Source organism: Pseudomonas sp. IT-P171, assembly GCF_949767765.1.
Classification (GTDB): domain Bacteria; phylum Pseudomonadota; class Gammaproteobacteria; order Pseudomonadales; family Pseudomonadaceae; genus Aquipseudomonas; species Aquipseudomonas fluorescens_B.
On record NZ_CATKQN010000012.1, the window covers coordinates 1 to 21,921 of the forward strand.

17 protein-coding genes and 2 pseudogenes are annotated in these 21,921 nt (G+C 60.1%); 8 read left to right on the forward strand and 11 right to left on the reverse strand.

Going from position 1 to position 21,921, the window contains the following annotated elements; translation table 11 throughout:
• Positions 1–24: 24 nt before the first annotated feature.
• The 4 genes from ACM6I5_RS12540 to mqo form a co-directional block, all read right to left on the reverse strand.
• The gene (locus ACM6I5_RS12540) at positions 25–924 is read right to left on the reverse strand and encodes a hypothetical protein (protein ID WP_414883974.1); all 900 of its coding nucleotides are present in this window, start codon (positions 922–924) and stop codon (positions 25–27) included.
• Positions 925–1,030: 106 nt separating this feature from the next.
• Positions 1,031–2,149 (reverse strand): glycosyltransferase 61 family protein, encoded by a 1,119-nt coding sequence (locus ACM6I5_RS12545; protein WP_414883975.1) that lies wholly within the window; start codon positions 2,147–2,149, stop codon positions 1,031–1,033.
• Positions 2,150–2,189: 40 nt separating this feature from the next.
• Positions 2,190–3,335 (reverse strand): hypothetical protein, encoded by a 1,146-nt coding sequence (locus tag ACM6I5_RS12550; RefSeq protein ID WP_017338121.1) that lies wholly within the window; start codon positions 3,333–3,335, stop codon positions 2,190–2,192.
• A gap of 246 nt (positions 3,336–3,581) precedes the next feature.
• Positions 3,582–5,228 (reverse strand): malate dehydrogenase (quinone), encoded by a 1,647-nt coding sequence (mqo, locus tag ACM6I5_RS12555; protein WP_414883976.1) that lies wholly within the window; start codon positions 5,226–5,228, stop codon positions 3,582–3,584.
• Positions 5,229–5,610: 382 nt separating this feature from the next.
• Between mqo and ilvD the strand changes: the two genes are divergently transcribed.
• The gene (gene ilvD / locus ACM6I5_RS12560; RefSeq protein ID WP_414883977.1) at positions 5,611–7,293 is read left to right on the forward strand and encodes a dihydroxy-acid dehydratase; all 1,683 of its coding nucleotides are present in this window, start codon (positions 5,611–5,613) and stop codon (positions 7,291–7,293) included.
• A 161-nt stretch (positions 7,294–7,454) separates the two neighbouring features.
• Here the strand turns inward: ilvD and ACM6I5_RS12565 are convergent, their stop codons facing one another.
• The 3 genes and pseudogenes from ACM6I5_RS12565 to ACM6I5_RS12575 all read right to left on the reverse strand — a co-directional run bounded on the left by ACM6I5_RS12565 (position 7,455) and on the right by ACM6I5_RS12575 (position 10,110).
• Positions 7,455–8,318, reverse strand: coding sequence for a methyl-accepting chemotaxis protein (locus ACM6I5_RS12565; RefSeq protein WP_414879873.1), 864 nt, complete (start codon positions 8,316–8,318; stop codon positions 7,455–7,457).
• Positions 8,313–9,068: pseudogene (locus tag ACM6I5_RS12570) on the reverse strand (MCP four helix bundle domain-containing protein); the annotation flags it as partial. The gene ACM6I5_RS12565 and the pseudogene ACM6I5_RS12570, both read right to left, overlap by 6 nt.
• A gap of 286 nt (positions 9,069–9,354) precedes the next feature.
• The gene (locus tag ACM6I5_RS12575) at positions 9,355–10,110 is read right to left on the reverse strand and encodes a DUF72 domain-containing protein (RefSeq protein WP_414883978.1); all 756 of its coding nucleotides are present in this window, start codon (positions 10,108–10,110) and stop codon (positions 9,355–9,357) included.
• A 161-nt stretch (positions 10,111–10,271) separates the two neighbouring features.
• Between ACM6I5_RS12575 and ACM6I5_RS12580 the strand changes: the two genes are divergently transcribed.
• Positions 10,272–10,703, forward strand: coding sequence for a nuclear transport factor 2 family protein (locus ACM6I5_RS12580; RefSeq protein ID WP_017338116.1), 432 nt, complete (start codon positions 10,272–10,274; stop codon positions 10,701–10,703).
• A 40-nt stretch (positions 10,704–10,743) separates the two neighbouring features.
• Here ACM6I5_RS12580 and ACM6I5_RS12585 read toward each other — a convergent pair.
• A pseudogene (locus ACM6I5_RS12585) lies at positions 10,744–11,037 on the reverse strand (nucleotidyltransferase family protein); the annotation flags it as partial.
• A gap of 139 nt (positions 11,038–11,176) precedes the next feature.
• Here ACM6I5_RS12585 and ACM6I5_RS12590 point away from each other — a divergent pair.
• The 4 genes from ACM6I5_RS12590 to ACM6I5_RS12605 all read left to right on the forward strand — a co-directional run bounded on the left by ACM6I5_RS12590 (position 11,177) and on the right by ACM6I5_RS12605 (position 16,234).
• Entirely contained in the window at positions 11,177–12,118 is a 942-nt protein-coding gene (locus ACM6I5_RS12590) for a Dyp-type peroxidase (protein WP_414883979.1), read from the forward strand.
• Between the two features lie 104 nt (positions 12,119–12,222).
• Positions 12,223–12,729 (forward strand): sigma-70 family RNA polymerase sigma factor, encoded by a 507-nt coding sequence (locus tag ACM6I5_RS12595; RefSeq protein ID WP_017338113.1) that lies wholly within the window; start codon positions 12,223–12,225, stop codon positions 12,727–12,729.
• Complete coding sequence (locus tag ACM6I5_RS12600; protein WP_414878955.1) at positions 12,726–13,694, forward strand: FecR domain-containing protein; 969 nt, start codon at positions 12,726–12,728, stop codon at positions 13,692–13,694. Before ACM6I5_RS12595 ends, ACM6I5_RS12600 begins: the two co-directional genes overlap by 4 nt.
• A gap of 104 nt (positions 13,695–13,798) precedes the next feature.
• The gene (locus ACM6I5_RS12605; RefSeq protein WP_414883980.1) at positions 13,799–16,234 is read left to right on the forward strand and encodes a TonB-dependent siderophore receptor; all 2,436 of its coding nucleotides are present in this window, start codon (positions 13,799–13,801) and stop codon (positions 16,232–16,234) included.
• A gap of 65 nt (positions 16,235–16,299) precedes the next feature.
• Here ACM6I5_RS12605 and ACM6I5_RS12610 read toward each other — a convergent pair whose 3' ends face one another.
• On the reverse strand, positions 16,300–16,809 hold the full coding sequence (locus ACM6I5_RS12610) for a winged helix-turn-helix transcriptional regulator (protein ID WP_017338110.1): 510 nt from the start codon (positions 16,807–16,809) through the stop codon (positions 16,300–16,302).
• 100 nt (positions 16,810–16,909) lie between these two features.
• Between ACM6I5_RS12610 and ACM6I5_RS12615 the strand changes: the two genes are divergently transcribed.
• Positions 16,910–17,539, forward strand: a complete 630-nt coding sequence (locus ACM6I5_RS12615) for an isochorismatase family cysteine hydrolase (RefSeq protein WP_017338109.1) — start codon at positions 16,910–16,912, stop codon at positions 17,537–17,539.
• A 6-nt stretch (positions 17,540–17,545) separates the two neighbouring features.
• On the forward strand, positions 17,546–19,111 hold the full coding sequence (locus tag ACM6I5_RS12620; protein WP_414883981.1) for an aldehyde dehydrogenase (NADP(+)): 1,566 nt from the start codon (positions 17,546–17,548) through the stop codon (positions 19,109–19,111).
• Between the two features lie 20 nt (positions 19,112–19,131).
• Here ACM6I5_RS12620 and ACM6I5_RS12625 read toward each other — a convergent pair whose 3' ends face one another.
• Positions 19,132–20,130 (reverse strand): bile acid:sodium symporter family protein, encoded by a 999-nt coding sequence (locus tag ACM6I5_RS12625; protein ID WP_017338107.1) that lies wholly within the window; start codon positions 20,128–20,130, stop codon positions 19,132–19,134.
• A gap of 266 nt (positions 20,131–20,396) precedes the next feature.
• Entirely contained in the window at positions 20,397–21,905 is a 1,509-nt protein-coding gene (locus ACM6I5_RS12630) for a tripartite tricarboxylate transporter permease (protein WP_031318754.1), read from the reverse strand.
• Positions 21,906–21,921 lie beyond the last annotated feature (16 nt).

A 21,921-nucleotide genomic window follows, 5' to 3' on the forward strand; every position in this document is an offset into this window, starting at 1 on the left:
TCTAGCCCCATTCGCAACGCTTTTTCAAGCTGGCCGCGAATAGCGCTCGATCACCCCGCAGCCAAGAGTTTCGCTCAGGCGTTTCCCATCGCTCATCCGGCGAAACAACCCCGGCGTCTGCCACGGCGCGTAACCGTCGATGTTGGGGGCGCCCAACCCGGCCATCACATCGGCGATCAGGACCGAGCGCGTCTCGAACGAGATCCGCGTCAGGCCGGTGCTGTTGCCGACGCCGGCATGGGCATGAGCCCCGGAAAAGGCGATGAGGCTGCCCGGCTCGATCTCGACGGCAATCCCCTCCTCCGAATCAATCGCCTCCAGCAGGTGCGGGATGGCCTCGTCGGCGTCCACCGCATTGCGCCCATCCTGATGGGAGCGCTGCAGAATGGCACGCATATCGAAGGTGACACTCGAGTTGAGCAGCGGCCGTTGCCACAGGCCGGGGTATAACGCGAACGTCCGCCCGGCCGTGACCGGATAAACCGGCGCCCACCAGTTGGTCTGCGCATACAGGTTCGAGCCCCATGTGTCGCGGTGGAAGGCGATGGTGGCCGTGGTGCGGGCGCGTGGGGTGAGCTGCTCGGGTTCCAGATGGGGCTGGAAACGCAGGTGCAATCGATCACACGCCAGAGAATCCGGGGTCAACCCGAGCTGTTCGATGACGGCGTGCCATAGACGCTGGATCTCGGCCGAGCGAGCGAATTCGTTCTGGCATTTGGCGAACAGAACTGTCTGCTGTTCGTGGTTCAAGTGGCGATGGATATGTTGTGGCAGCCAGGGATGCAGCGCGTCTTCGACGAATGCACGGGTGAACCCGACCAGCGCGTTCATTGCCGGTAAATCCGCGGCAAGCAGGATGTCGCCGGCGTAGACACGGTCGTGGAAGTGGCGAGCGGTGCCCGGGCGAGCAAGCAGGCTGTACATGACCAGAGGTTCCCTGAAGAGGCGTCCTCGAATGTAGATCTGCTCCCATCGTTACGAAAGTGGCAGATCGGGTAAAAAAATACGGATCAGCAGGCCATGGCAGCCGTCATGAAGGAAACAGGTCGAGTGTGCGCTCCACCTCTTCAATATCGATTTTGAAGCCATCGCCCTCAGGCGTTCCGACCACAAAACCAAAGTTCTGCTGGTCACGATCCGTCAGGTATTTGAAATAACTGACGAAGCGGTTCGGTGGCTGCAGCGCCAGCAACGAACCTCCCTTCTGCAGCACATTGACGCCATGTACCAGCTGACTGCCTTCGACCCCGATCACGGTCCGCGCTCCGGCGCAGGTGGCCACGATGGTCGGGACGTCGGTTTTCAAAGGATCGAGTACGCGAAACCCTCGAGTCTTGCGCAGATGTTCGGCGATCTCGAGTTCGTTGCGCAAAAGGCGCAAGTCACCGGCGCTACCGCGAAGAATGAACACACCAGGGTGATCCTCGTGGCTCACGTGCGACAGCAGCTTTTCACCCATGGCCCGGTAACGCAGGTGCCTGCTTTGGTTGTTGCTGAAATCGTCGAACAGCACGAGCTCATGAAAAAACGCGCCGTTCAAGCGGATGGGCTTCATGCCCAGCCAGTCTTCGTACGCGAGGGTCTGGGCAGACAGAGGAAACCGCGCGGAGGGCGCGGTGGTCACCGGGATGCCCTCGTCGCAGGCCAATGGATAGGTCGGGAAGTCTTCCATCAACCGCGTGCCAAACCAGGTGTTTCCATTTTGCGTGCAGAAGACGGCCCCGCGGTCGATCTCGTTCTCCACGACAATGCGCGGAAACCTGCCAGGTTTCAGAGACAACCAGAAACTTGCGTTGTCCTTGTAGAGCGCTCCATCGATCAGCCAGACATTCTCAAGCAAGTAACCCCGTGTCGGGCCTTGGACCACTTCACCCAGCCCTTCCATCGTGCGCGCGGGATGCTCGAACGGGTAAAAGCGCTTTGCCTCCCATCCCGTCACCCGTTCCATTTGACCGGGCAGGAAGAAAGCGGGTGGAGAATACGATACGCCACCCGGCGCAACGTCCCAGCGTTTGACCGCCAGGCTTTTCAGGTTGATCTCTGCCTTGCGCGCAAGTCTTTTCCTCGCCATGTGCCTGTAGGCGGCAAGGGTCCATTTCCTTCGATTGCCTGCGGGCGAAGCAGTGATTGGCGAGACATCGCTTTCCATGAAAAGTCCTCCCTTCAGGACAGAGTGTCCTGAAAAATACTCAGCTGGATGGAATCCTTTCCATAACGGGTGGGGTCTGCAAGTTAGCGTAGCGACTGCGCAAGGTTTCGAGGAACTGTTCGCCCGAATTCTGGGCGCAGTAGAGATAAATCTTGTGCAGCCCGCCGAATACCATTTCATGATAGCGGCTGGCGGCTTCTTCATCGCTGGGCCCGTCAGGCAAGCCAAGGTGAAGGGTCAACTCCTTTCCTTCGGCAGCGAAAAGCGGCGTGTCCCACAGGAATCTGGCGACACCGGTCTTGGGCAGATGCAGAAACATATAAGCGTGGTTACCCAGGGAATCAACGTCACCGCCGCGCCTTCTTTTCCATCTCAGCAGTCCATCATCAGGTCGGGCCACGCAAAGACCGATGTCGTAATAATCGAAGCCTTCATTGATCGCCGATTCAAGCGCCATGAACGTGGTAATCGCGTTGACTTCGCCCAGCCGTTTGGCATCTGAAAAAATCGCCTCGGTGTATCCGAAGCGCAGCGTGCTCCAGTAGCGTTTTCCGCCACGCGTCACGACGCAGCCAAGGTGACAGCCAATCACCTCGCCCTCCCGCTCGATAAGGTCAAGCCGCCCGACAGTCCTGGCTATCCTGAACACTTCCTCGGTCGGAAATTGCGCAGCGTGGATGCCTTGCCTCGCCAGGGCATAAGGCCGCAGCATGTCCCTGTCGGCCTGTGCAATTTCTTCATCCAGCAGCGCCGGCCTCATGTGATAGAGCGGTCGGTTCTTGCGGATGTTTCGGCGCAACTCACTGTCGTACTTTGCGGTGATGTCTTCGATCGATCGCCCCAGCGGAACGACAGCACTCAGGTACAAGGGAACAGACAAAGCCCCCGGGGTCCGCACTTCACTGACCACCACCACATGATTCGACGCGGCGGCTACCGGCTCGCCGTCAGTCACAGGGATATTTTTCCCGCCGATGAGCAGCTTGGCCATCTCCCGCTGCTGTTTCCTTCCGATATAGAGAATCTCGTAAGGGCTGTCCTTCTGCAGCCTGAACCTGGCGACCTCCCAGCGCCAGACACACGCCCGTCCAAGGATGTCTTGCCACCAGTTTGCAGCGTTCCGTATCTCATACCGCATTGAAGGCGAGATGAGTTTTCGGATAACGGCCGCCACGTTCTCTTTCATTGCTTCGTCATCCTTGTGGGTTTTCTGTGCAGATCAGAAAAAGATCATGACTGAACTTCAAGAGGCGTGATTAAAGCTTGATATTGAAGGCATATTTTGTATGGCAACGCTCGCAGATTCAGTACTAGTAAAGATCAAGGTAGAGGGTTTGCAAGCGACATGCCGGTCTTTCCGTTTGAAACTCCCGTTCACAAAAAAGCCCACTGACCGTCATCGGTTCAGTGGGCTTTTCGATTACGCCTCTGGTTACAGAGCCATATCGCTCGCAGCGTTGGCTTTCGGTGCCTTTGGCGCCTCGGCCGGAGCAGCAGCCGGAGCCGCCACCTGACCGATTGCAGGCGGTGGAGTCAGCTGCAACACCTTGGCGGTGTAGGCCCACTCTTCAGCCACTTTTTCAGGGCTGCCATTCAGCTGAGTGCCGTAGCTCGGCACGATCTGGTGCAGCTTTTCCTGCCAGGCAGGCGAAGCCACCTTGTCCTTGAACACTTTCTGCAGCACGGTCAGCATGATCGGCGCAGCAGTCGAGGCACCCGGCGAAGCGCCCAGCAGACCGGCGATGGAGCCGTCAGCGGAAGCCACGATTTCGGTGCCCAGTTTCAGCACGCCACCGGCCGCTTCATCACGCTTGATGATTTGCACGCGCTGGCCGGCTTGCCACAGGCGCCAGTCTTCAGCCTTGGCGTTCGGGAAGTATTCTTTCAGGGCGTTGAGGCGGTCTTCATCCGACAGCATCAGTTGGCCGGCGAGGTACTCGACCAGCGGGTATTCCTTGATGCCGACCTTGGTCATTGGCCACACGTTGTGCGTGGTGGTCGTGGTCAGCAGGTCCAGGTACGAGCCTTCCTTGAGGAACTTGGTGCTGAAGGTCGCGAATGGGCCAAACAGGATGACGCGCTTGCCGTCCAGGACACGGGTGTCCAGGTGCGGAACCGACATTGGCGGAGCGCCAACGGAGGCCTTGCCGTACGCCTTGGCCAGATGTTGCTCGGCGATGGTCGGGTTCTCGGTCACGAGGAACGAGCCGCCGACCGGGAAGCCTGCGTATTCCTTGGCTTCAGGAATGCCGGACTTCTGCAGCAGGTGCAAGGCACCGCCACCCGCGCCGATGAACACGAACTTGGCGTCGGTTTCGGATTTAGTGCCGTCTTTCAGGTTCTTGTAGCTGACGCGCCAGGTGCCGTCTTCGTTCTTGGTGATGTCTTGCACTTCGCTAGACAGTTTCAAGTCGAATTTCGGGGTCGTTTGCAGGTGCGCAACGAACTGGCGGGTGATCTCGCCAAAGTTCACGTCGGTGCCGATCGGGGACCAGGTGGCCGCGATTTTCTGGTTCGGGTCGCGCCCTTCCATCATCAGCGGAACCCACTTCTTGATCACCGCCGGGTCTTCCGAATACTGCATGCCGGCGAACAGCGGGCTCGTTTGCAGGGCTTCGTAGCGCTTTTTCAGGAACTTGATGTTGTCATCGCCCCACACAAAGCTCATGTGCGGTGTGGAGTTGATGAACGAACGCGGGTTCTTCAGCACGCCTTGCTGAACCTGCCAGGCCCAGAACTGACGGGAAATCTGGAACGCTTCGTTGATTTCAACGGCTTTCGGGATCGAGACGTTGCCTTTGTCGTCTTCCGGTGTGTAGTTCAACTCGGCCAGGGCAGAGTGACCGGTACCGGCATTGTTCCAGCCGTTGGAGCTTTCCAGGGCGACGCCGTCGAGGCGCTCGATCATTTCCATCGAAGTGCCAGGTTCCAGCTCGTTGAGCCAGACACCGAGGGTCGCGCTCATGATGCCGCCGCCGATGAGCAATACATCGACTTTCTTTGCCTCTTCCGCGTGAACGGACGTGATCCCCATCGACAAAGCCAGCCCCAGCAGGGCCGTGTTCATTTTCTTAAACATCTGTAGCACCTTTGATAAACGCCATCCGCCCTTCCATCTTCACTCACAAGCCCTTGTTTTACGGCATTCAGGCAGGATGTCGTGGGTACTCGCACATGAAGACTGGAGGGTGGGCACACAAGGCCGACGTGTTCCATCGACCTCAGTTTATATGTCCCTTCTGAACTGACTTTTTATCTTTATTGGCTTCAGCTACTTGAGCGACAGTGATTCTGTTGGCGCGTCTGTGGACGCGCAAACTGAATAGGTCAAACCAAGTTGGGGCGAAGAATATCACGACATCGCAAACCCGCGCGTCTGTTCCCGACCTGATAGTCCGAGCATAGACGCCGAGGCCACTATACTCATCGTGATTTTCTCGGCGAGCCGGTGAGGAGCAGTCATGAGCGATAAAGACAACCTGCGCAAATATTCCTCTCAAGTGGTCGACGGCGTGGAGCGCGCGCCCGGCCGCTCGATGTTGCGCGCCGTGGGTTTCACGGACGAGGACTTCAAGAAGCCGCAGATCGGCATCGCCTCGACCTGGGCGATGGTGACGCCGTGCAACATGCACATCGACAAACTGGCGATCGAGGCTGAAAAAGGCGCGAATGCCGCCGGGGCCAAGGGCGTGATTTTCAACACCATCACCATTTCCGACGGCATCGCCAACGGCACGGAGGGCATGAAGTATTCGCTGGTGTCACGGGAGGTCATTGCCGACTCAATCGAAGTGGTGGCCGGTTGTGAAGGATTTGACGGACTGGTGACGGTGGGCGGTTGCGACAAGAACATGCCGGGCTGCCTGATCGGCATGGCGCGGCTGAATCGCCCTTCCATCTTCGTCTATGGCGGTACGATCCGCCCGGGCGCCGGCCACACCGACATCATTTCCGTGTTCGAAGCCGTGGGCCAGAATGCGCGCGGTGACATCAACGAAATCCAGGTCAAGCAGATCGAGGAAGTGGCGATACCCGGCGCCGGTTCCTGCGGCGGGATGTACACGGCCAACACCATGGCTTCGGCCATTGAAGCATTGGGCATGAGCCTGCCCGGTTCCAGCTCCCAGGACGCCGTCGGCAGCGACAAGGCCTCGGACAGTTTCCGCGCTGGCCAGCAGGTCATGGAGCTGCTGAAGCTGGACCTCAAACCCCGGGACATCATGACCCGCAAAGCCTTCGAAAATGCGATTCGGGTGGTGATCGCCCTCGCCGGCTCGACCAATGCGGTGCTGCATCTGCTGGCCATGGCGCACGCGGTGGATGTCGAGCTGACGCTGGATGATTTTGTCGAGCTGGGCAAGGTGTCGCCGGTGGTGGCCGATCTGCGCCCCAGCGGCCAATACATGATGAGCGAACTGGTCGCCATCGGCGGTATTCAACCACTGATGAAGCGCATGCTCGCGGCGGGCATGTTGCATGGCGATGCCATGACCGTGACCGGCAAGACCCTCGCGGAGAACCTCGAAAACGTGGCGGATTACCCTGAAGGTCAGGATGTGATTCTGCCCTTCGACCAGCCGGTCAAAAAGGATTCCCACCTGGTCGTGCTGCGCGGCAACCTTTCGCCGACTGGCGCGGTGGCCAAGATCACCGGTAAGGAAGGCCTGCGTTTTGAAGGCACGGCGCGGGTCTATCACGGTGAGGAAGGTGCGCTGGCCGGCATTCTGAACAGTGAAGTGAAAGCCGGTGACGTGATCGTGATCCGTTACGAAGGGCCCAAGGGCGGCCCCGGCATGCGCGAAATGCTCTCGCCGACGTCGGCGGTCATGGGCAAAGGCCTGGGCAAGGACGTTGCGCTGATCACCGACGGCCGTTTCTCCGGTGGTTCGCACGGATTCGTGGTGGGGCACATCACGCCGGAAGCCTTTGATGGCGGGCCGATTGCGTTGATCGAAGACGGCGACAAAATCACCATCGATGCCGAAAGCCGGCAGATCACAGTGGACGTTTCCGATGCTGAAATGGCCGAGCGCAAGACGCGCTGGGTGCGGCCGGAATCGAAGTACAAACGCGGGGTGTTGGCGAAGTATGCGAAGACGGTGTCGAGTGCTTCGGAGGGGGCTGTGACGGATAAGTATCTTTAAGCCGTAGTTCAGCTTTGACTGATCTGACGCCATCGCGAGCAGGCTCGCTCCCACATTGGATCTCCTGTGCACATTAATACCGTGTACTACAACGATAAAAATGTGGGAGCGAGCCTGCTCGCGATGGCGCCCGGTCAGGCGACATCAATGTTGAATGGGCTTCACAACCGAAACCGATCCACCGACTGCGAAAGCTTACCCGCCAGCGCCGACAAATCATCCGTGGTCGAAGCCGTCTGGCCAATGACCTTGCTGTTGCCTTCCGACATGCCCGCAATTACCTCCACCTGATGCGCGATTTCATTGCTGGCCAGGCTCTGCTCGCCGATCGTGCGGGAGATGTCGTTCACCAGTTGCGTGGTGTTCAGCGTGGCTTCGAGGATTTCGCGGATGGCCCGTTCGACGTCGGCAGTCACGGCCATGCCTTTGTCGACCTGGGCCACGCCCGCCTCCATGCTGGTGACCGCCTCGCGGGTGCTTTGCTGGATGCGCGCAACCATCGTGGCGATTTCCTGGGTGGAAGCGCTGGTGCGCCCCGCCAGGCTGCGGACTTCGTCGGCCACCACGGCAAACCCGCGCCCCTGCTCCCCGGCCCGCGCGGCCTCGATGGCGGCATTCAACGCCAGCAGGTTGGTTTGATCGGCGATGCCCTTGATCACCTGAATGATGCTGAAAATGCCCTCGGATTCCTTGTCCAGCGTGCGGATGACCTGAGCGGACTGCTGGGCTGATCGCGCAATCCCGTCCATGTCGTTAACCACCTGATGGATCACCCGACCGCCATTCTTGGCCAGTGCCTCGGCCTGGTTGGCCATGTTCAGCGCACGCTCGGCGTGGCGAGTGATGTCCTCGATGCTCGCAGTCATTTCACTCGCGGCGGCGGCCATGGTAGTGGCGGCGGCGCTTTGCTGCTGGCTGCTGTCGGCGACTTCGTGGCAACCATTGCTCAACTGCGCGCTCATACCACTGACGCCATGGGCGTTGCTGCGCACCACTTCGATCATGCCGCGCAGATCGCGCTGCATGGTCGCCAGGCTGCGGATCAGTGCGCTGGCTTCGTCCTTGCGGGTGGGCTCGGCAATCGGTTCGCTCAGGTTGCCGTGGGCGATGCTCTCGGCAATGCGGCTGGCGGTTTGCAACGGCCCCATGATGCTCAAAATCACCCAGCGTCCCTGGACGAGCAACAGCAACAGACTGGCGACAAGCACAATACCGAGCGTGAGGTTGGCGTCACTGATGGCCTGCTGAGTGCCTGCGCTGGTTTGCTGGGTGTTGGTTTCGATCAGCTCGCTGAGGGCCGCCATCTGGTCTTCCAGCTGGCTGAAGGCGGTGTTGAAGTTGCCCAGCTCTTTTTGTGCCGCATCCGGATTTTGCAGGGCCAGCCCGACAATGCGCTCGGCGGCGCTGATGTAGGTATCAAGGCTGGGTTTGATCTTGTTCAAGCCGGTCTTGATGGTGTCGTTGACCGGCAGTTTGAGGTTTTCACCCAGCACTTCACGAAAGTGCGACGCGTGCTCCTCGATGGAACTGCGCACTTCGGCAGGGGTGCTGGTGCTTTTGCCCAGGCCGACCAGCATCGCCGACAGCACGTCGGCGCGTAACGCGTCGTGCATCATGTCCGCTTCGAGGTGATTGCGCAGCGCGGCCATGCTGACCTCGTTGTCGTTCACCGCGGTCGCCATTTGCGAGTTTCCCAGGTAACTGACCAGGCTCATGATCAAAGCCGTGAGCAGACCGGTGCCTATCAGCAGGATCAAACGTAGTTTTATCGACACTCTGTGAGTCCCCTGTCAGTTGGCTACAGCCATTCGCAAATGGCTTCTGAACAGGCTATCGACTGCGGCAGAGGGGAATTGAAGGCTATTTCGATGCGCTCGCGCTTTTACGACATGCGGTCGTCATCGGCGCCTTTTGCGTTTTGCCGCGAAGGGAAACCAGCAGTAACCCGTAACAACTCGACTGCGGGGAGAGAGGCCGAACGCCACGACGATCAATACCAGCAGGATCAGCAGCGCCAGTTCGTATCGGGGGATGTGGGTTTGCCTGCATGATTTGAGTGACTCACAGGTTGGATACCGCTTGAGCCTTGCAGCCCAGAAGCGCTTGCAGGGTCAACGCATTGCCCAGCGCAAAACCACTGGCGGTGTTATCAAAGATGCACCAGCTGACGGCACCCGCCGGCTCCGCGTTCCGCACCTGCTGCGCCAGCGCCTCCAGTCGGCTCGGGTCGTAATTACTGTGATAGATGCGCGGCGAACCGTGCCAGCGCCAGTATTGAATGCCCGGCCAGCCACCCGGCCTCTCGCCACCGGCAAGGGGCGACGGATCGGCAGCCACCCGGCCGACTTTCTGCTCGTTCAACAATTCTTCCGCGTCCCGCCAGCTTTCATGCCGGGGTTCAAGCACCACCGGCCCGGCATAACGCAGGCGCAACGCCGCGAAAAACGCCGAAGCGACGCCCTCCTCGTAAGCCAGCGATGGCGGTAACTGCACCAGAATGCAACCTAAAGACTCACCCAGCGCGGTGCACTGGGCCAGAAATTCGTCCAGCAACAGCTCACAGCCCTGCAGGCGCTGCACATGGATGATGAGCTTGGGCATCTTCACCGAAAAGCGAAAGGCGGCCGGGACCGACTGCGCCCAGCGTAGATAGGTCTGCGGCCGATGCGGGCGATAAAACGAGCTGTTGATTTCAACGGCCGTCAGTTGCGACGCATACCGCTGCAAGTGCGTGCCATCGACAGCAAACGATGGCCAGCAGTCACGAGGCAGGCTCCACCCGGCGCAACCAATATAGGTCTGATTCAGCTCGTTCAACAGAGCACCCCGGCGGCTTCGCGCATGAACATCTCCATAACTTCGAGAAAACCCCGGTCCGCAAGTTCGTTTTTTCATTAGTGCATGCTAGGTTGTACGACGACTGATGAATGCCGTTTAAAGTCCATCACTCGTTCACCCACAACAACAAGGAAACACCCATGAAAAAAATGAAATTGCTGATTGGTTTTCTGTGCCTGTTCAGTGGCTACGTCGCAGCGACTCCGTCCTCCGCTGAGAAAGACGTGGCGCAGGCCGTCGACCACCTGACCCAAGCCATGCTGAAAAAGAACATTCCCGAACTGAACGCACTGACCGCCGAGAACCTGACCTACGGGCATTCCAGCGGGAAGATCCAGAACAAACAGGAATACATCGCCGACATCGAAACCGGGCGAAGCGCCTTCAAAACCCTGGAGATGCAAAACCAGACCATCACCCTGTCCGGTGACGTCGCCCTGGTTCGCAACCATTTCTCGGCACAGGCATTGAAAGGCACTGAAGTGATTCCAACCGAGATCGAAAACTTCCAGATCTGGCAGAAACAGAAAGGCCGCTGGCTGCTGGTTGGACGCCAGGCGTTCAAGTTCTGATTGTTATGTGATGACGGGGATGGGGTATTCGAGCCCTGTCCGCCTGATTCTTGATTTCGATCGTCGCGTCGAGGTCGTGAAAAAGCGCTCGCGCCGCCAGGATGACTTCGTTTTCGGCGTCCCACGATTCGTCTTCATCAAAGTAAAAAACGTCGTAATCCTTAATGCCCCACGCGGCAGGCCGGCCGGACTGATGATTCCATACCGCTTGAAACAGGCAGCCCGCCGTCAGCATGCACTGGCTCAGCCCGAGCGCAGGCAAGCGCCTGGCAATCTCGGCGTTGGCCGGGTTGGTCATCGCGATTTCGATCAGTGTTTCGGCGGTCAGGGTCATGCTGTCTCCGTACGTGGGCCTAAATCCTTTGGAGCAGACGATACATTAAAAGCGCCCGGTGACAGGCCGAACGCATGTATTTCACTCCACTCGCGAGAACGCTAGAGTGTGGCAACTCACCCGGACAGCGTGGATGCCAATGGATAACCAAACGCCTGAGCCCCAAGCCATCTGCAACCCCATTACCAGCAGCGCGATTTTTATCGTGGCAACCCTGGCGCCTGGCAGTGACGCTGCCGGGAAAGTCCGGGCCTGGTGCGCCGATGTCGCGTCCCTGACACGATCGGTTGGCAAACGCGTCCCCTCCGGCAACCTGTCGTGTGTCTGCGGTTTTGGGTCCACGGCGTGGGACGCTTTGTTCGGCAATCCGCGCCCGGCCTCACTGCACGCCTTTCGCGAATTTGGCGTAGAGGGACGCCGCGCCGTGGCAACGCCGGGCGACATTTTGCTGCACATCCGTGCCGACCAGATGGACCTCTGCTTCGAACTGGCGACGCAGTTACTGTCATCGCTTGGAGAGGCGGTTTCGGTCGTCGATGAAGTCCAGGGTTTCCGCTATTTCGATATGCGCAGCATCATCGGTTTCGTGGATGGCACCGAAAACCCGGTCGGTCGCAAGGCGGTCGACTTCACGCTCGTGGGCAACGAAGATCCGTCGTTCACCGCAGGCAGTTATGTGCTGGTGCAAAAGTACCTGCACAACATGACGGCCTGGAACGCGTTGTCCGTCGAGGCTCAGGAACGGGTTATCGGGCGCACCAAATTGTCCGATATCGAACTCGATGATTCAGTCAAGCCGACCTCCTCGCACAGCGCCCTGACGACGATTACCCAGGACGGGCAGGAAGTGAAAATCCTGCGCGACAACATGCCCTTTGGGCGCCCCGGCGCCGGTGAATTCGGCACGTATTTCATCGGCTATGCGCGCTCGCCAGCCCCGCTTGAGCTGATGCTCGAGAACATGTTTGTCGGCAGACCGACGGGCAATTACGACCGTCTGCTCGATTTCAGCACGGCGGTCACCGGAGGCCTGTTTTTCGTTCCTTCAGCAGACCTGCTGGAAGAACTGGCGGATCGTTGAACCAAAGAAGTGCCCGCTCCGTTGGCGAAGTCAGAGATTGCAGTGGCCATCATCTCAAAGGTAGTATTGAGAACGATTCACACTAACATCTGGAAAACCAACCGGTGCAACCTCCTCCGACCAGCAAGCTGGGCTTCTTTTTCAGCGACCATCATCGCTGGCTGCTGCAGCATATCCAGCGGCGACTGCGCAATCACGCGGACGCTGAGGACACCGCCGCCGATACGTTTTGCCAGATGCTGACTGCCCGGGTCGACCCGGACAGCATCGAACAACCTCGCGCTTACCTCTCGACCATTGCCCGACGCCTGATCTTTGATCGTCATCGCCGGCGCAAGCTGGAACTGGCCTACCTCGAACGCCTGTCCACGCTGCCCGAAGCGTTCGCCCCTTCCCCTGAAGAACAGTTGCAGTTGATCGAAGCCCTGGTTGCCATCGACCGGGCGCTCGACGGCTTGCCAATAGTCGTCAAAGCCACGTTCCTCTACAGCCAGCTGGACGGTTTGAGCTACGTGGCGATTGCACAAAAACTGGAGCTGTCGGAGCGCACGGTCAGCCGTTACATGAAACAGGCATTGAGTCAGTGCTACCTGAGCGAGTTGGCGCCATGAGCACGCCGCGTCTCGATCCGGTCAGCGAGCAGGCCATCGACTGGATGGTGAGCCTTCGTGCCGGCAAGCCCGATGCGGCACTGCAAGAACGGTTCAACGCATGGCTGGCGATGGATCCCGCCCACGCCCGGGCCTGGGCGACATTGCAAGAACGCCTCGGGGCTTCCTTCAACACCATTCGTGCGCTGGATCGGCGCCTGCCCGGTCAGGCCGACGAAGCGCGGCAACTGCTGCTGCAACCCCACGGTTCACGCCGCGATGCGCTGCGCGTGATCGTCGGCCTGGGCCTGCTGGGCGGCGGCGCATGGCTGGGTGTTCGCAGCCCGCTGGGTGACTCGCTGCTGGCGGACCTGCACACCGTCCGCGGCCAGCGCCAGGACTTCACGCTGACCGACGGCAGCCGCCTGAGCCTGAATGCCGACAGTGCGGTGGATCTGCGCTTCGATGACCAGCAAAGGCTGGTGATTCTGCGCCACGGCGAACTGGTGATTCAGGTCACAGCCGACCCCACGCGTCCGCTGCGCGTGCGCACTGCCCAGGGTGAAATACGTGCGCTGGGCACCCGATTCCTGGTGGCTCAGGAACAAGACGCGACTCGCGTCGTGGTGCTGCAGCATTCGGTCGAAGCCCGTCTGTTCGACGGTGCGACGCTTGACCTGCAGGAAGGCCAATCGGCCTTGTTGTATGAAGGGAAAATTGCCCCGGTGGCTGGCGATCAGCGTCATCGCGCCGATTGGCTCAGCGGCCGATTGAATGTGCTGGACGAACCTCTGGAGCAAGTGGTCGACGCGCTACGTCCTTACAGCAGGGGTTTCGTCCGAGTGGCGCCCGAGGTTCGCGGTTTACGCGTCCAGGGCGTATTCCCGTTGAACGATCCCGATCGGGTGTTCACGGCGCTGGCAGAAACACTGCCGATTCGCGTGGATCGCTACAGCCCGTGGCTGACGCTGATTCGTCCGAAATAACCTGGCTGAACCACTTTTTTTTTGCAAATCGCTCTCATTCGTGTCCGGTTTTCATTTCTCGTCCCACCTATCTCCTGACACTTTCACATTTTCAGGAGAACGCTGTGTTCAACCCATGGCCCCATGCCCTTTCCGCCGCTATCGCCCTGGCAACCCTGGCGAGCCCTGCCCTGTCACAGGCCCAAGACCTGACGTTCAACCTGCCGGCCGGCCCCCTCGCCAGCACGCTGAATGCCATCGCCAGCCAGAGCGGCCATATCGTTTCATTGGAGCCTTCGCTGGTGCGGGGCAAACAGGCACCGGCGGTGATCGGCCAGATGCCCGTGGAACAAGCGATGCAAAAGGCGTTGGCGGGCAGCGGCCTGCAATTGCGAGTGACCGGACAAGGTAACTTCAGCTTCGAGCCCGCCGCCGACAGCGGCGCAGCGTTGCAACTGGGCGTGACCAACATCGTCGAACGCAGCACCGACGCCACCACCGAAGGCTCAGGCTCTTACGCCGCGCGAGCAGTGACCATCGGCAAGGGCACCCACACCCTCAAGGAAATCCCGCAGTCGGTCACGGTGATGACCCGCAAGCAAATGGACGATCAGGATATCGTCGATCTCAAGGACGCGGCCAACAAGACCACCGGCCTGGTCGGTGCTCAAGGTGTCGGCAGAGGCTTGATCCTCAGTTCGCGCGGTTTCCAGATCGATGACTGGCAATACGACGGCGTGCCGATCCCGCGCAACACCTACGCGCTGGGCAACTGGGCCACGCAGGACCTGATCTTCTTCGATCGCATGGAAGTGCTGCGTGGCGCGTCCGGTTTGCTGCAAGGCACCGGCAGCCCTGGTGGCGCCGTCAACCTGGTGCGCAAACGCGGCCAGAACGCACCGACCGTCACCCTCACCGGCAAGGCCGGCTCCTGGGATCACTACGGTCTGCAACTGGACGCCGGCGGGCCGCTGAACCAGGCCGGCACCGTGCGCGGCCGCCTGGTGGCCGACCAGGACAACAGCCACTCGTTCGTCGATTCCGAATGGTATGAGACCACCTCACTGTACGGCGCGCTGGACTTCGATCTGAGCGAGGACACGACCCTGGGTTTTGCGGTCAGCCAGTCCGACGGTGAATCGCGCTCGAATGTCCGCGGCTTCCCGCGCTACGCCGACGGCAAACCCGTCGACCTGCCGCGCAAAACTTACACCGGGGCGAAGTGGAACCATTCGGACATCGATGTCACCACGCTCTACACCGACCTGGAGCACCGTTTCAATGACGATTGGGCTTTCAAGGTTGGCGCTGTGCGCATGACTGAAACCAACAAGGCGAAGAACCAACGGGTGCAATCCAGTGGCAATGGCATCAATGCCGATGGCAGCGGCGTGCAATACGCTGACTTCGTAACTGACTTGGACTCCACCAAAGTCGCGCTGGACATGAACCTCAACGGCAAGTTCGAAGCCTTGTCCATGCAGCAGGAAATCATGGTGGGCGGCAACTTCTCCAAGTACACCTCGGATGACAAATTCGCTCGGACCTTCAATAACAGTACCGACACTCTCTTCGACATTGATCACGATCGTCCGGAAATCAGCTACGACGGTCTGCTCAACAGCCCCGGAGGCCGTGGGACACCGAGCAAATATGACATCCGCCAAAAGGGCCTGTACGGCAGCTGGCGGGTCAAGCCGATTGATCCGCTGACCCTGGTGCTCGGCTCGCGGGTCAGTTGGTACGACTACAGCTACAAATCGTGGCGCCAGGACGCGACCAGCATCACCGCCGATCCTGAAAGCACCAGCAACGAAAACGGCGAAGTGACCCCTTTCGCTGGCATCGTCTATGACCTGAGCCGCGAATGGGCGGTCTATGCCAGCTACACCGACGTGTTCACACCGCAAACCGAACGCGATACCGGCGGCTCGGTCGTTGAACCGATTATCGGTACGAACTACGAAGTGGGTCTCAAGGGCGAGTTGATGGAGGGACGGGTCAATACGTCCCTGGCCCTGTTCCGTTACGACCAGGAAAACCGTGCAACGCTCGATACCGATGGCGGGCAAATCTGCGACGGTTGGTACTGCTCGAAGGCTTCCGGCAAAGTACGCAGCCAGGGTCTCGACGCTGAAATCAGCGGCGAAGTGCTGGACGGCCTGCAACTGTTTGCCGGTTATACCTACAACACCACCAAGTACCTCAAGGACCCGGACAACGAAGGCAAGGTCTTCAACTGGTGGACGCCGAAACACATGCTGCGCGTCTGGGGCAACTACCAGTTGAGTGGCGACTGGAGCCGTGTCAGCACTGGCCTGGGCTTCGTTTCTCAAACCCACACTATTGGTTACGACCACTCCGTCAACGTACCGGGTTACACCGTGTGGAACGCCCGTGTCGGTTACCAGCTCACGCCGGAAATCGAGCTGGCGATGAACGCCAACAACCTGTTTGACAAGACCTACTTTGCGGCGGCGTACAACCAGATCAATGGCAACAATAACTACGGTGATCCGCGCAACGTGATGTTCAGTGTGAAATACACGCCGGAGTTCTGACACCGCTGATCATTTGCACAACGCCCTCCTCGTTCGCAAGCGCAGGGAGGGCGGTTACAGCCTCCTTACGCTTGGCCCCGACTCCCTTTGAAAGCCTCACGCCGCGTATGTCGTTCTGCGGCGTAGGCTTCGCTCTGCTCACTGATCAGCTCATCCCGACGCAACAACTCACCGCAATGTTCGCAAAGCGGTCCTAACCCTGCGGGCTCGCCACAGGTCTTGTGGGTGTACACCACCGCCAAGCCTTCCTCCGGCGACTTGCACCAGGTTTCCCCCCAGGCACGCAGCGCCAGTATCACCGAGTAAAAGGCCTGCCCTTTTTCGGTCAGGTGGTACTCGTAGCGTGGCGGGCGTTCGTTGTAGAGACGACGCTCGACCAGGCCGTCAGCCTCCAGACTCTTCAAGCGTGCAGCGACCATTTGCGGGGTGCCGCCGGTCTGCGCCTGGATCTCGTCGTATCGATGACTCCCCATAATCAACTCACGCAGTACCAGCACGGTCCAGCGATCGCCCACGATCGCCTCGGCCCGGGAAATCGGGCAAAGGGTGTCGGGAACACTGGTATTTATCGACATAGGACTTGCCTCTTTCACAGTTACTATGATTATCATATCAATAAGATGCCCAGGCAAGTCCCCGGCACCGGTCACTCAACTTTTCGTGGAGAACATCGTCATGTCGAACGCCCCGTATCCGCTCAACAGGACCGCTTACCTGCTGGTCGATCCGTACAACGATTTCCTGTCGGAAAACGGCAAGGTCTTCCCCTTGATCAAGCCGATCGCCGAGCAAGTCGGCCTGCTCGACAACCTGCGCGCCCTCGACCGCGCGGTGCGCGCCCGCGACATTCCGGTGGTCATCGTACCGCACCATCGCTGGGAACACGGCGACTACGAAGGCTGGGACCATCCGACACCGACCCAGTGCAAGATCATGCACATGCACCACTTCGCTCGCGGGGAATGGGGCGGCGAATGGCATCCGGATTTCGCGCCAAAGGACGGTGACATCGTCGTCCAGGAGCATTGGGGCTCCAGCGGCTTTGCCAATACCGATCTCGATTTTCGCCTGAAGCAGAAAGGCATCACTCACGTGATCATCGTCGGCCTGCTGGCCAACACCTGCATCGAAGCGACTGCCCGCTATGCATCGGAACTGGGTTACCACGTCACGCTGGTGCGTGATGCGACTGCTGCCTTCCGCCCGGAGATGATGCACGCTGCCCACGAGCTGAATGGCCCTACCTTTGCTCACGCCATTGTGACCACGGAAGAACTCGTCGCCACGCTGGCACAGCAGGAGTAACCGCTGATGAAACTGACAGGAAACCTGCTGATCGGCGCCCACGATGTCCCTGCCACTGAAGGGACGATGAAAGCGCTCAACCCCGCCACCAACACGTTGATCGAACCGGATTTTGCGCTGGGTGGCGTGGCGCAAGTCCACCGGGCGGCAACACTCGCCGACGAGGCATTCGACAGTTACAGCCACACCTCGCTCGCTGCGCGCGCGGCGTTTCTCGAAAGCATTGCCGACAATCTTGAAGCAGTCCGCGCAGAGTTAGCGGCCCGTGCCGCGCTTGAAACGGGCTTGCCGCAAGCGCAACTGGAAGGTGAGGCCACAAGGGCCGCCACACAGTTTCGCCAGTTCGCGGAGGTCGTGCGCAAAGGCCGCTTCCTGCAACTGGCCATCGATCCGGCGCAGCCTGATCGTCAACCTCGCCCCCGCATGGACCATCGGTTGCAAAAAATCGCCATCGGCCCGGTGGCGATTTTCGGGGCGAGCAACTTTCCGATCGCCTATTCAGTGGCCGGTGGCGATACCGCGTCGGCATTGGCCGCTGGCGCGACCGTCATTCTGAAGGCGCACAACGCCCATCCGGGCGCTTCGGAAATCCAGGCGCGGGCTATCCAGAAGGCGGTGCAGGACCACGGGTTGCACGAGGGCGTTTTCTCGATGGTGCGCGGCATGGGCAACACGATCGGCGAAGCCCTGGTCGATCATCCGCTGGTCAAGGCCATGACGTTTACCGGTTCGGAACAGGGCGGCATGGCATTGTATCGCCGCGCGCAACTACGGCCCGACCCCATTCCGGTGTTCACCGAGATGACCAGCATCAATCCCACGTTCATCCTGCCCGCCGCACTGGCCGAGCGCGGTGCGCAGATCGGTGACGGCTTTATCGAGCGCATGCTGGTCAATGTCGGGCAAGCCTGCCTCAGGCCCGCCCTGCTGATCGCGATCAAAGGTGCCGGTCTTGAAGCACTGCGCGACGCCATGGTGAAACGCGTGGCCGAGGCCTCGGCGCGCACAATGCTGACGCCGGGGATCCATGCGTCCTACCTCAACGGTCTGGCCGCAATGGAGGACGCCGGTGCGCGCCGCGTCGCCGAAGGTTCGGCCCCCAGCGCAGACTTTGACGGCCAGTCGGCGCTGCTGGAGGTCGACGGCCAACGCTTCCTGAGCGAAGCGGTACTTTCGCAGGAAGTTTTCGGTCCATCCGCGCTGCTGGTGACCGTCGAGGATGAAGCTGAACTGTTCGCCATTGCTCGCTCGCTCGAAGGCCAGCTCAGCGCCGCGCTGCACCTGGAAGAAAATGACTTGCCACTGGCCCGGCGCCTGCTGCCGGTGCTGGAACGTCGCACCGGGCGCATCGTTGTCAACGCGTTTGCCCATCCCCAGGAGGTGACGTACGCCACCGTCCACGGCGGCCCGTTCCCGGCCACTTCGGACAGCCGCTTCACCTCGGTGGGCATGACGTCGATCGAACGCTTCTTGCGCCCGGTGGCTTACCAGGGTTTTCCGGATGCGCTGTTGCCTGAGGCACTGCGTGATTTCAACCCGCTTAAGCTGCCTCGCCTCATCGACGGGCAATAGCTTGCAATCCAGCCCGGAAATCAAGGATCGACCTGGGCCATGAGTTCAGGAACCGTTTCCGGGCGATTGGCATAACGCTGCGCCAGCACCGCGCAGACCATCAACTGAATCTGATGGAACAGCATCAACGGCAGGATCAACACGCCTATGGTGCTGCCGGCGAACAACACCTGGGCCATCGGCACGCCGGTGGCCAGGCTCTTTTTCGAACCGCAGAACAGGATGGTGATGCGGTCTTCCTGATTGAAGCCGAAGGCTTTGCTCAGCACGGTGGACGCCAGTAATACCAGGCCCAGCACGATGCAGCAGACCACCACCAACCCGGCCAGCTCCCAGAGCGGAATCTGGTGCCAAATGCCTTCGATCACCGCCTCACTGAATGCACCGTAGACCACCAACAGGATCGAGCCTTGATCGACGAACTTGAGCCAGCTCTTGTTGCGCGCCACCCAGGCGCCGATCCAGCGTCGGGCGATCTGCCCGGCAATGAACGGCAGCAACAGTTGCACGCTGATCTTCAGAATCGCATCGAGCGTCGAACCGCCCTCGCCGTGCACATTCAGCAGCAACGTCACCAGCAACGGCGTCAGGAGAATCCCGAACAGGCTGGAGGCCGCCGCGCTGCAAATGGCTGCCGGGATATTCCCGCGGGCCAGGGACGTGAAAGCAATCGCCGACTGCACTGTGGCGGGCAGCGCGCAGAGGTAGAGCATGCCCATGTACAGCTCGTCGCCGATCAGCGGCGAGAGCAAGGGTTTGAGCGCCAGGCCGATCAGCGGAAACAGGATGAACGTCAGGCTGAACACCAGCAAATGCAGGCGCCAGTGGCCGGCACCGGCAATGATCGATTCACGCGACAGTTTGGCGCCATGCAGGAAAAACAACAGGGCAATGGCGAGGTTGGTCAGCCAGCCAAAACCGACCGCGACCTGGCCGCTGGCAGGCAGCAGGCTGGCGAGAACGACCACGCCGATGAGGGTCAGGGTGAAGTTGTCGGGCAAAAAACGGGGGCGAGTCATCGGTGGCATCCAGCGGTGGCGAGGAACGGTGCCCCGACTCTAACGCGCCAGCGGATTGCCGACTAACGCTAACAAGCCAGTAGATATCGGCAAAAGGACATAACCAGCGCTGAATGCAGCAAGTTGAAGCCGACCAGCATCGCGCGTCTGATTTCGCAAGCTTCGAACTACCAGGAACGCACTTTCAGCGGCGTTCCCCTCCATCGACCAGGACCGATCGGGGTTCGCCGGATTCGCACATGAATTCGTTAGCCTCTCTGACGTGCTCAATCATCTTCATGCAACTTGATGCCCCTGGCGTGCAGCAGATGCGGGACCAGCAGCACCAGCAACGTCAACGCCAGAAACGCAGCGGAAATCGGTTGCGTCAGAAACACCGTCCAGTCGCCCTCGCTGATCGATAACGCGTTACGCAGTTGTTTTTCCGCCATCGGCCCCAGCAGCATGCCCACGATCACCGGAGCGACGGGGAAGTCGAATCGGCGCATCAACACCCCGCCCCACCCGATCGCCAGCATCAGCAACAGGTCGAAAGATGAGTGACGCATGCCGTACACGCCGATGGTGGCGAACACCAGGATCCCGGCGTTCAGGTACGGCCTCGGGATTTGCAGAAGTTTGACCCACAGCCCCACCAACGGCAGGTTCAGCACCAGCAGGATGACGTTGCCGATGTACAGCGAGGCCACCAGGGTCCAGACCAGTTCACCCGAGGTTTCAAACAGCAGCGGCCCCGGTTGCAGGTTGTAGTTCTGGAAGGCGGCCAACAGGATGGCTGCGGTGGCCGATGTCGGGATACCGAGGGTCAGCAACGGCACCAGCGAGCCGGTGGCGCTTGCGTTGTTCGCCGCTTCAGGGCCCGCAACGCCCTCGATGGCGCCCTCGCCTTTGCTGGCAGCAAATTCTTTCGGGTATTTGCTGAGCTTGCGCTCGGTGGAATAGGACAGGAACGTCGGGATCTCCGCGCCACCGGCCGGGATCGACCCGAAGGGAAAACCGATCAACGTTCCCCGCAGCCACGCCGGAACCGAGCGCTTCCAGTCGGCGCGCGTCATCCACAAGGAGGACATGCGGTGTCGACCGGTTGCCTCTTCCTTCTGATACAGCAGGCTGTACAGCGCTTCGCCCACCGCAAACAACCCGACCGCCACCAGCACGACTTCGATGCCATCGACCAGCTCTGGAACGCCCAAGGTGTAGCGAGCGATACCGGAGGTCGAGTCCAGCCCGATCAATCCGACGGTCAAGCCAATCCCCAGGGATGCAAAGCCGCGCAACATGGACGCCCCGAGCACCGCAGACACCGTTGTGAACGACAGCACCAGAATCGCGAAATACTCCGCAGGCCCAAACTTCAGTGCCAGTTTTGCCACGATGGGCGCAAACAAAGTCAGCAGAACCGTGGCGATAGTACCCGCCACAAAAGAGCCGATGGCCGCCGTGGCCAAGGCTGGTCCCGCTCGACCATTGCGGGCCATGAGGTTGCCTTCCAGGGCCGTGACCATGGACGAGGATTCCCCGGGTGTATTAAGCAAAATGGACGTCGTGGAACCGCCGAACTGCGCGCCATAGTAAATGCCGGCGAACATGATCAGCGCGCCGGTGGGATCGACCTTCGCGGTGATCGGCAGCAGCAGCGCCACGGTCAGCGCCGGGCCTATGCCCGGCAAGACGCCGATGGCGGTGCCGAGCAGGCAGCCAATGAACCCCCACATCAGATTGATCGGCGTCAGGGCCGAGGAAAAACCCATTGCCAGGCTTGCAAGAATGTCCACCCTGTTGATCTCCTGC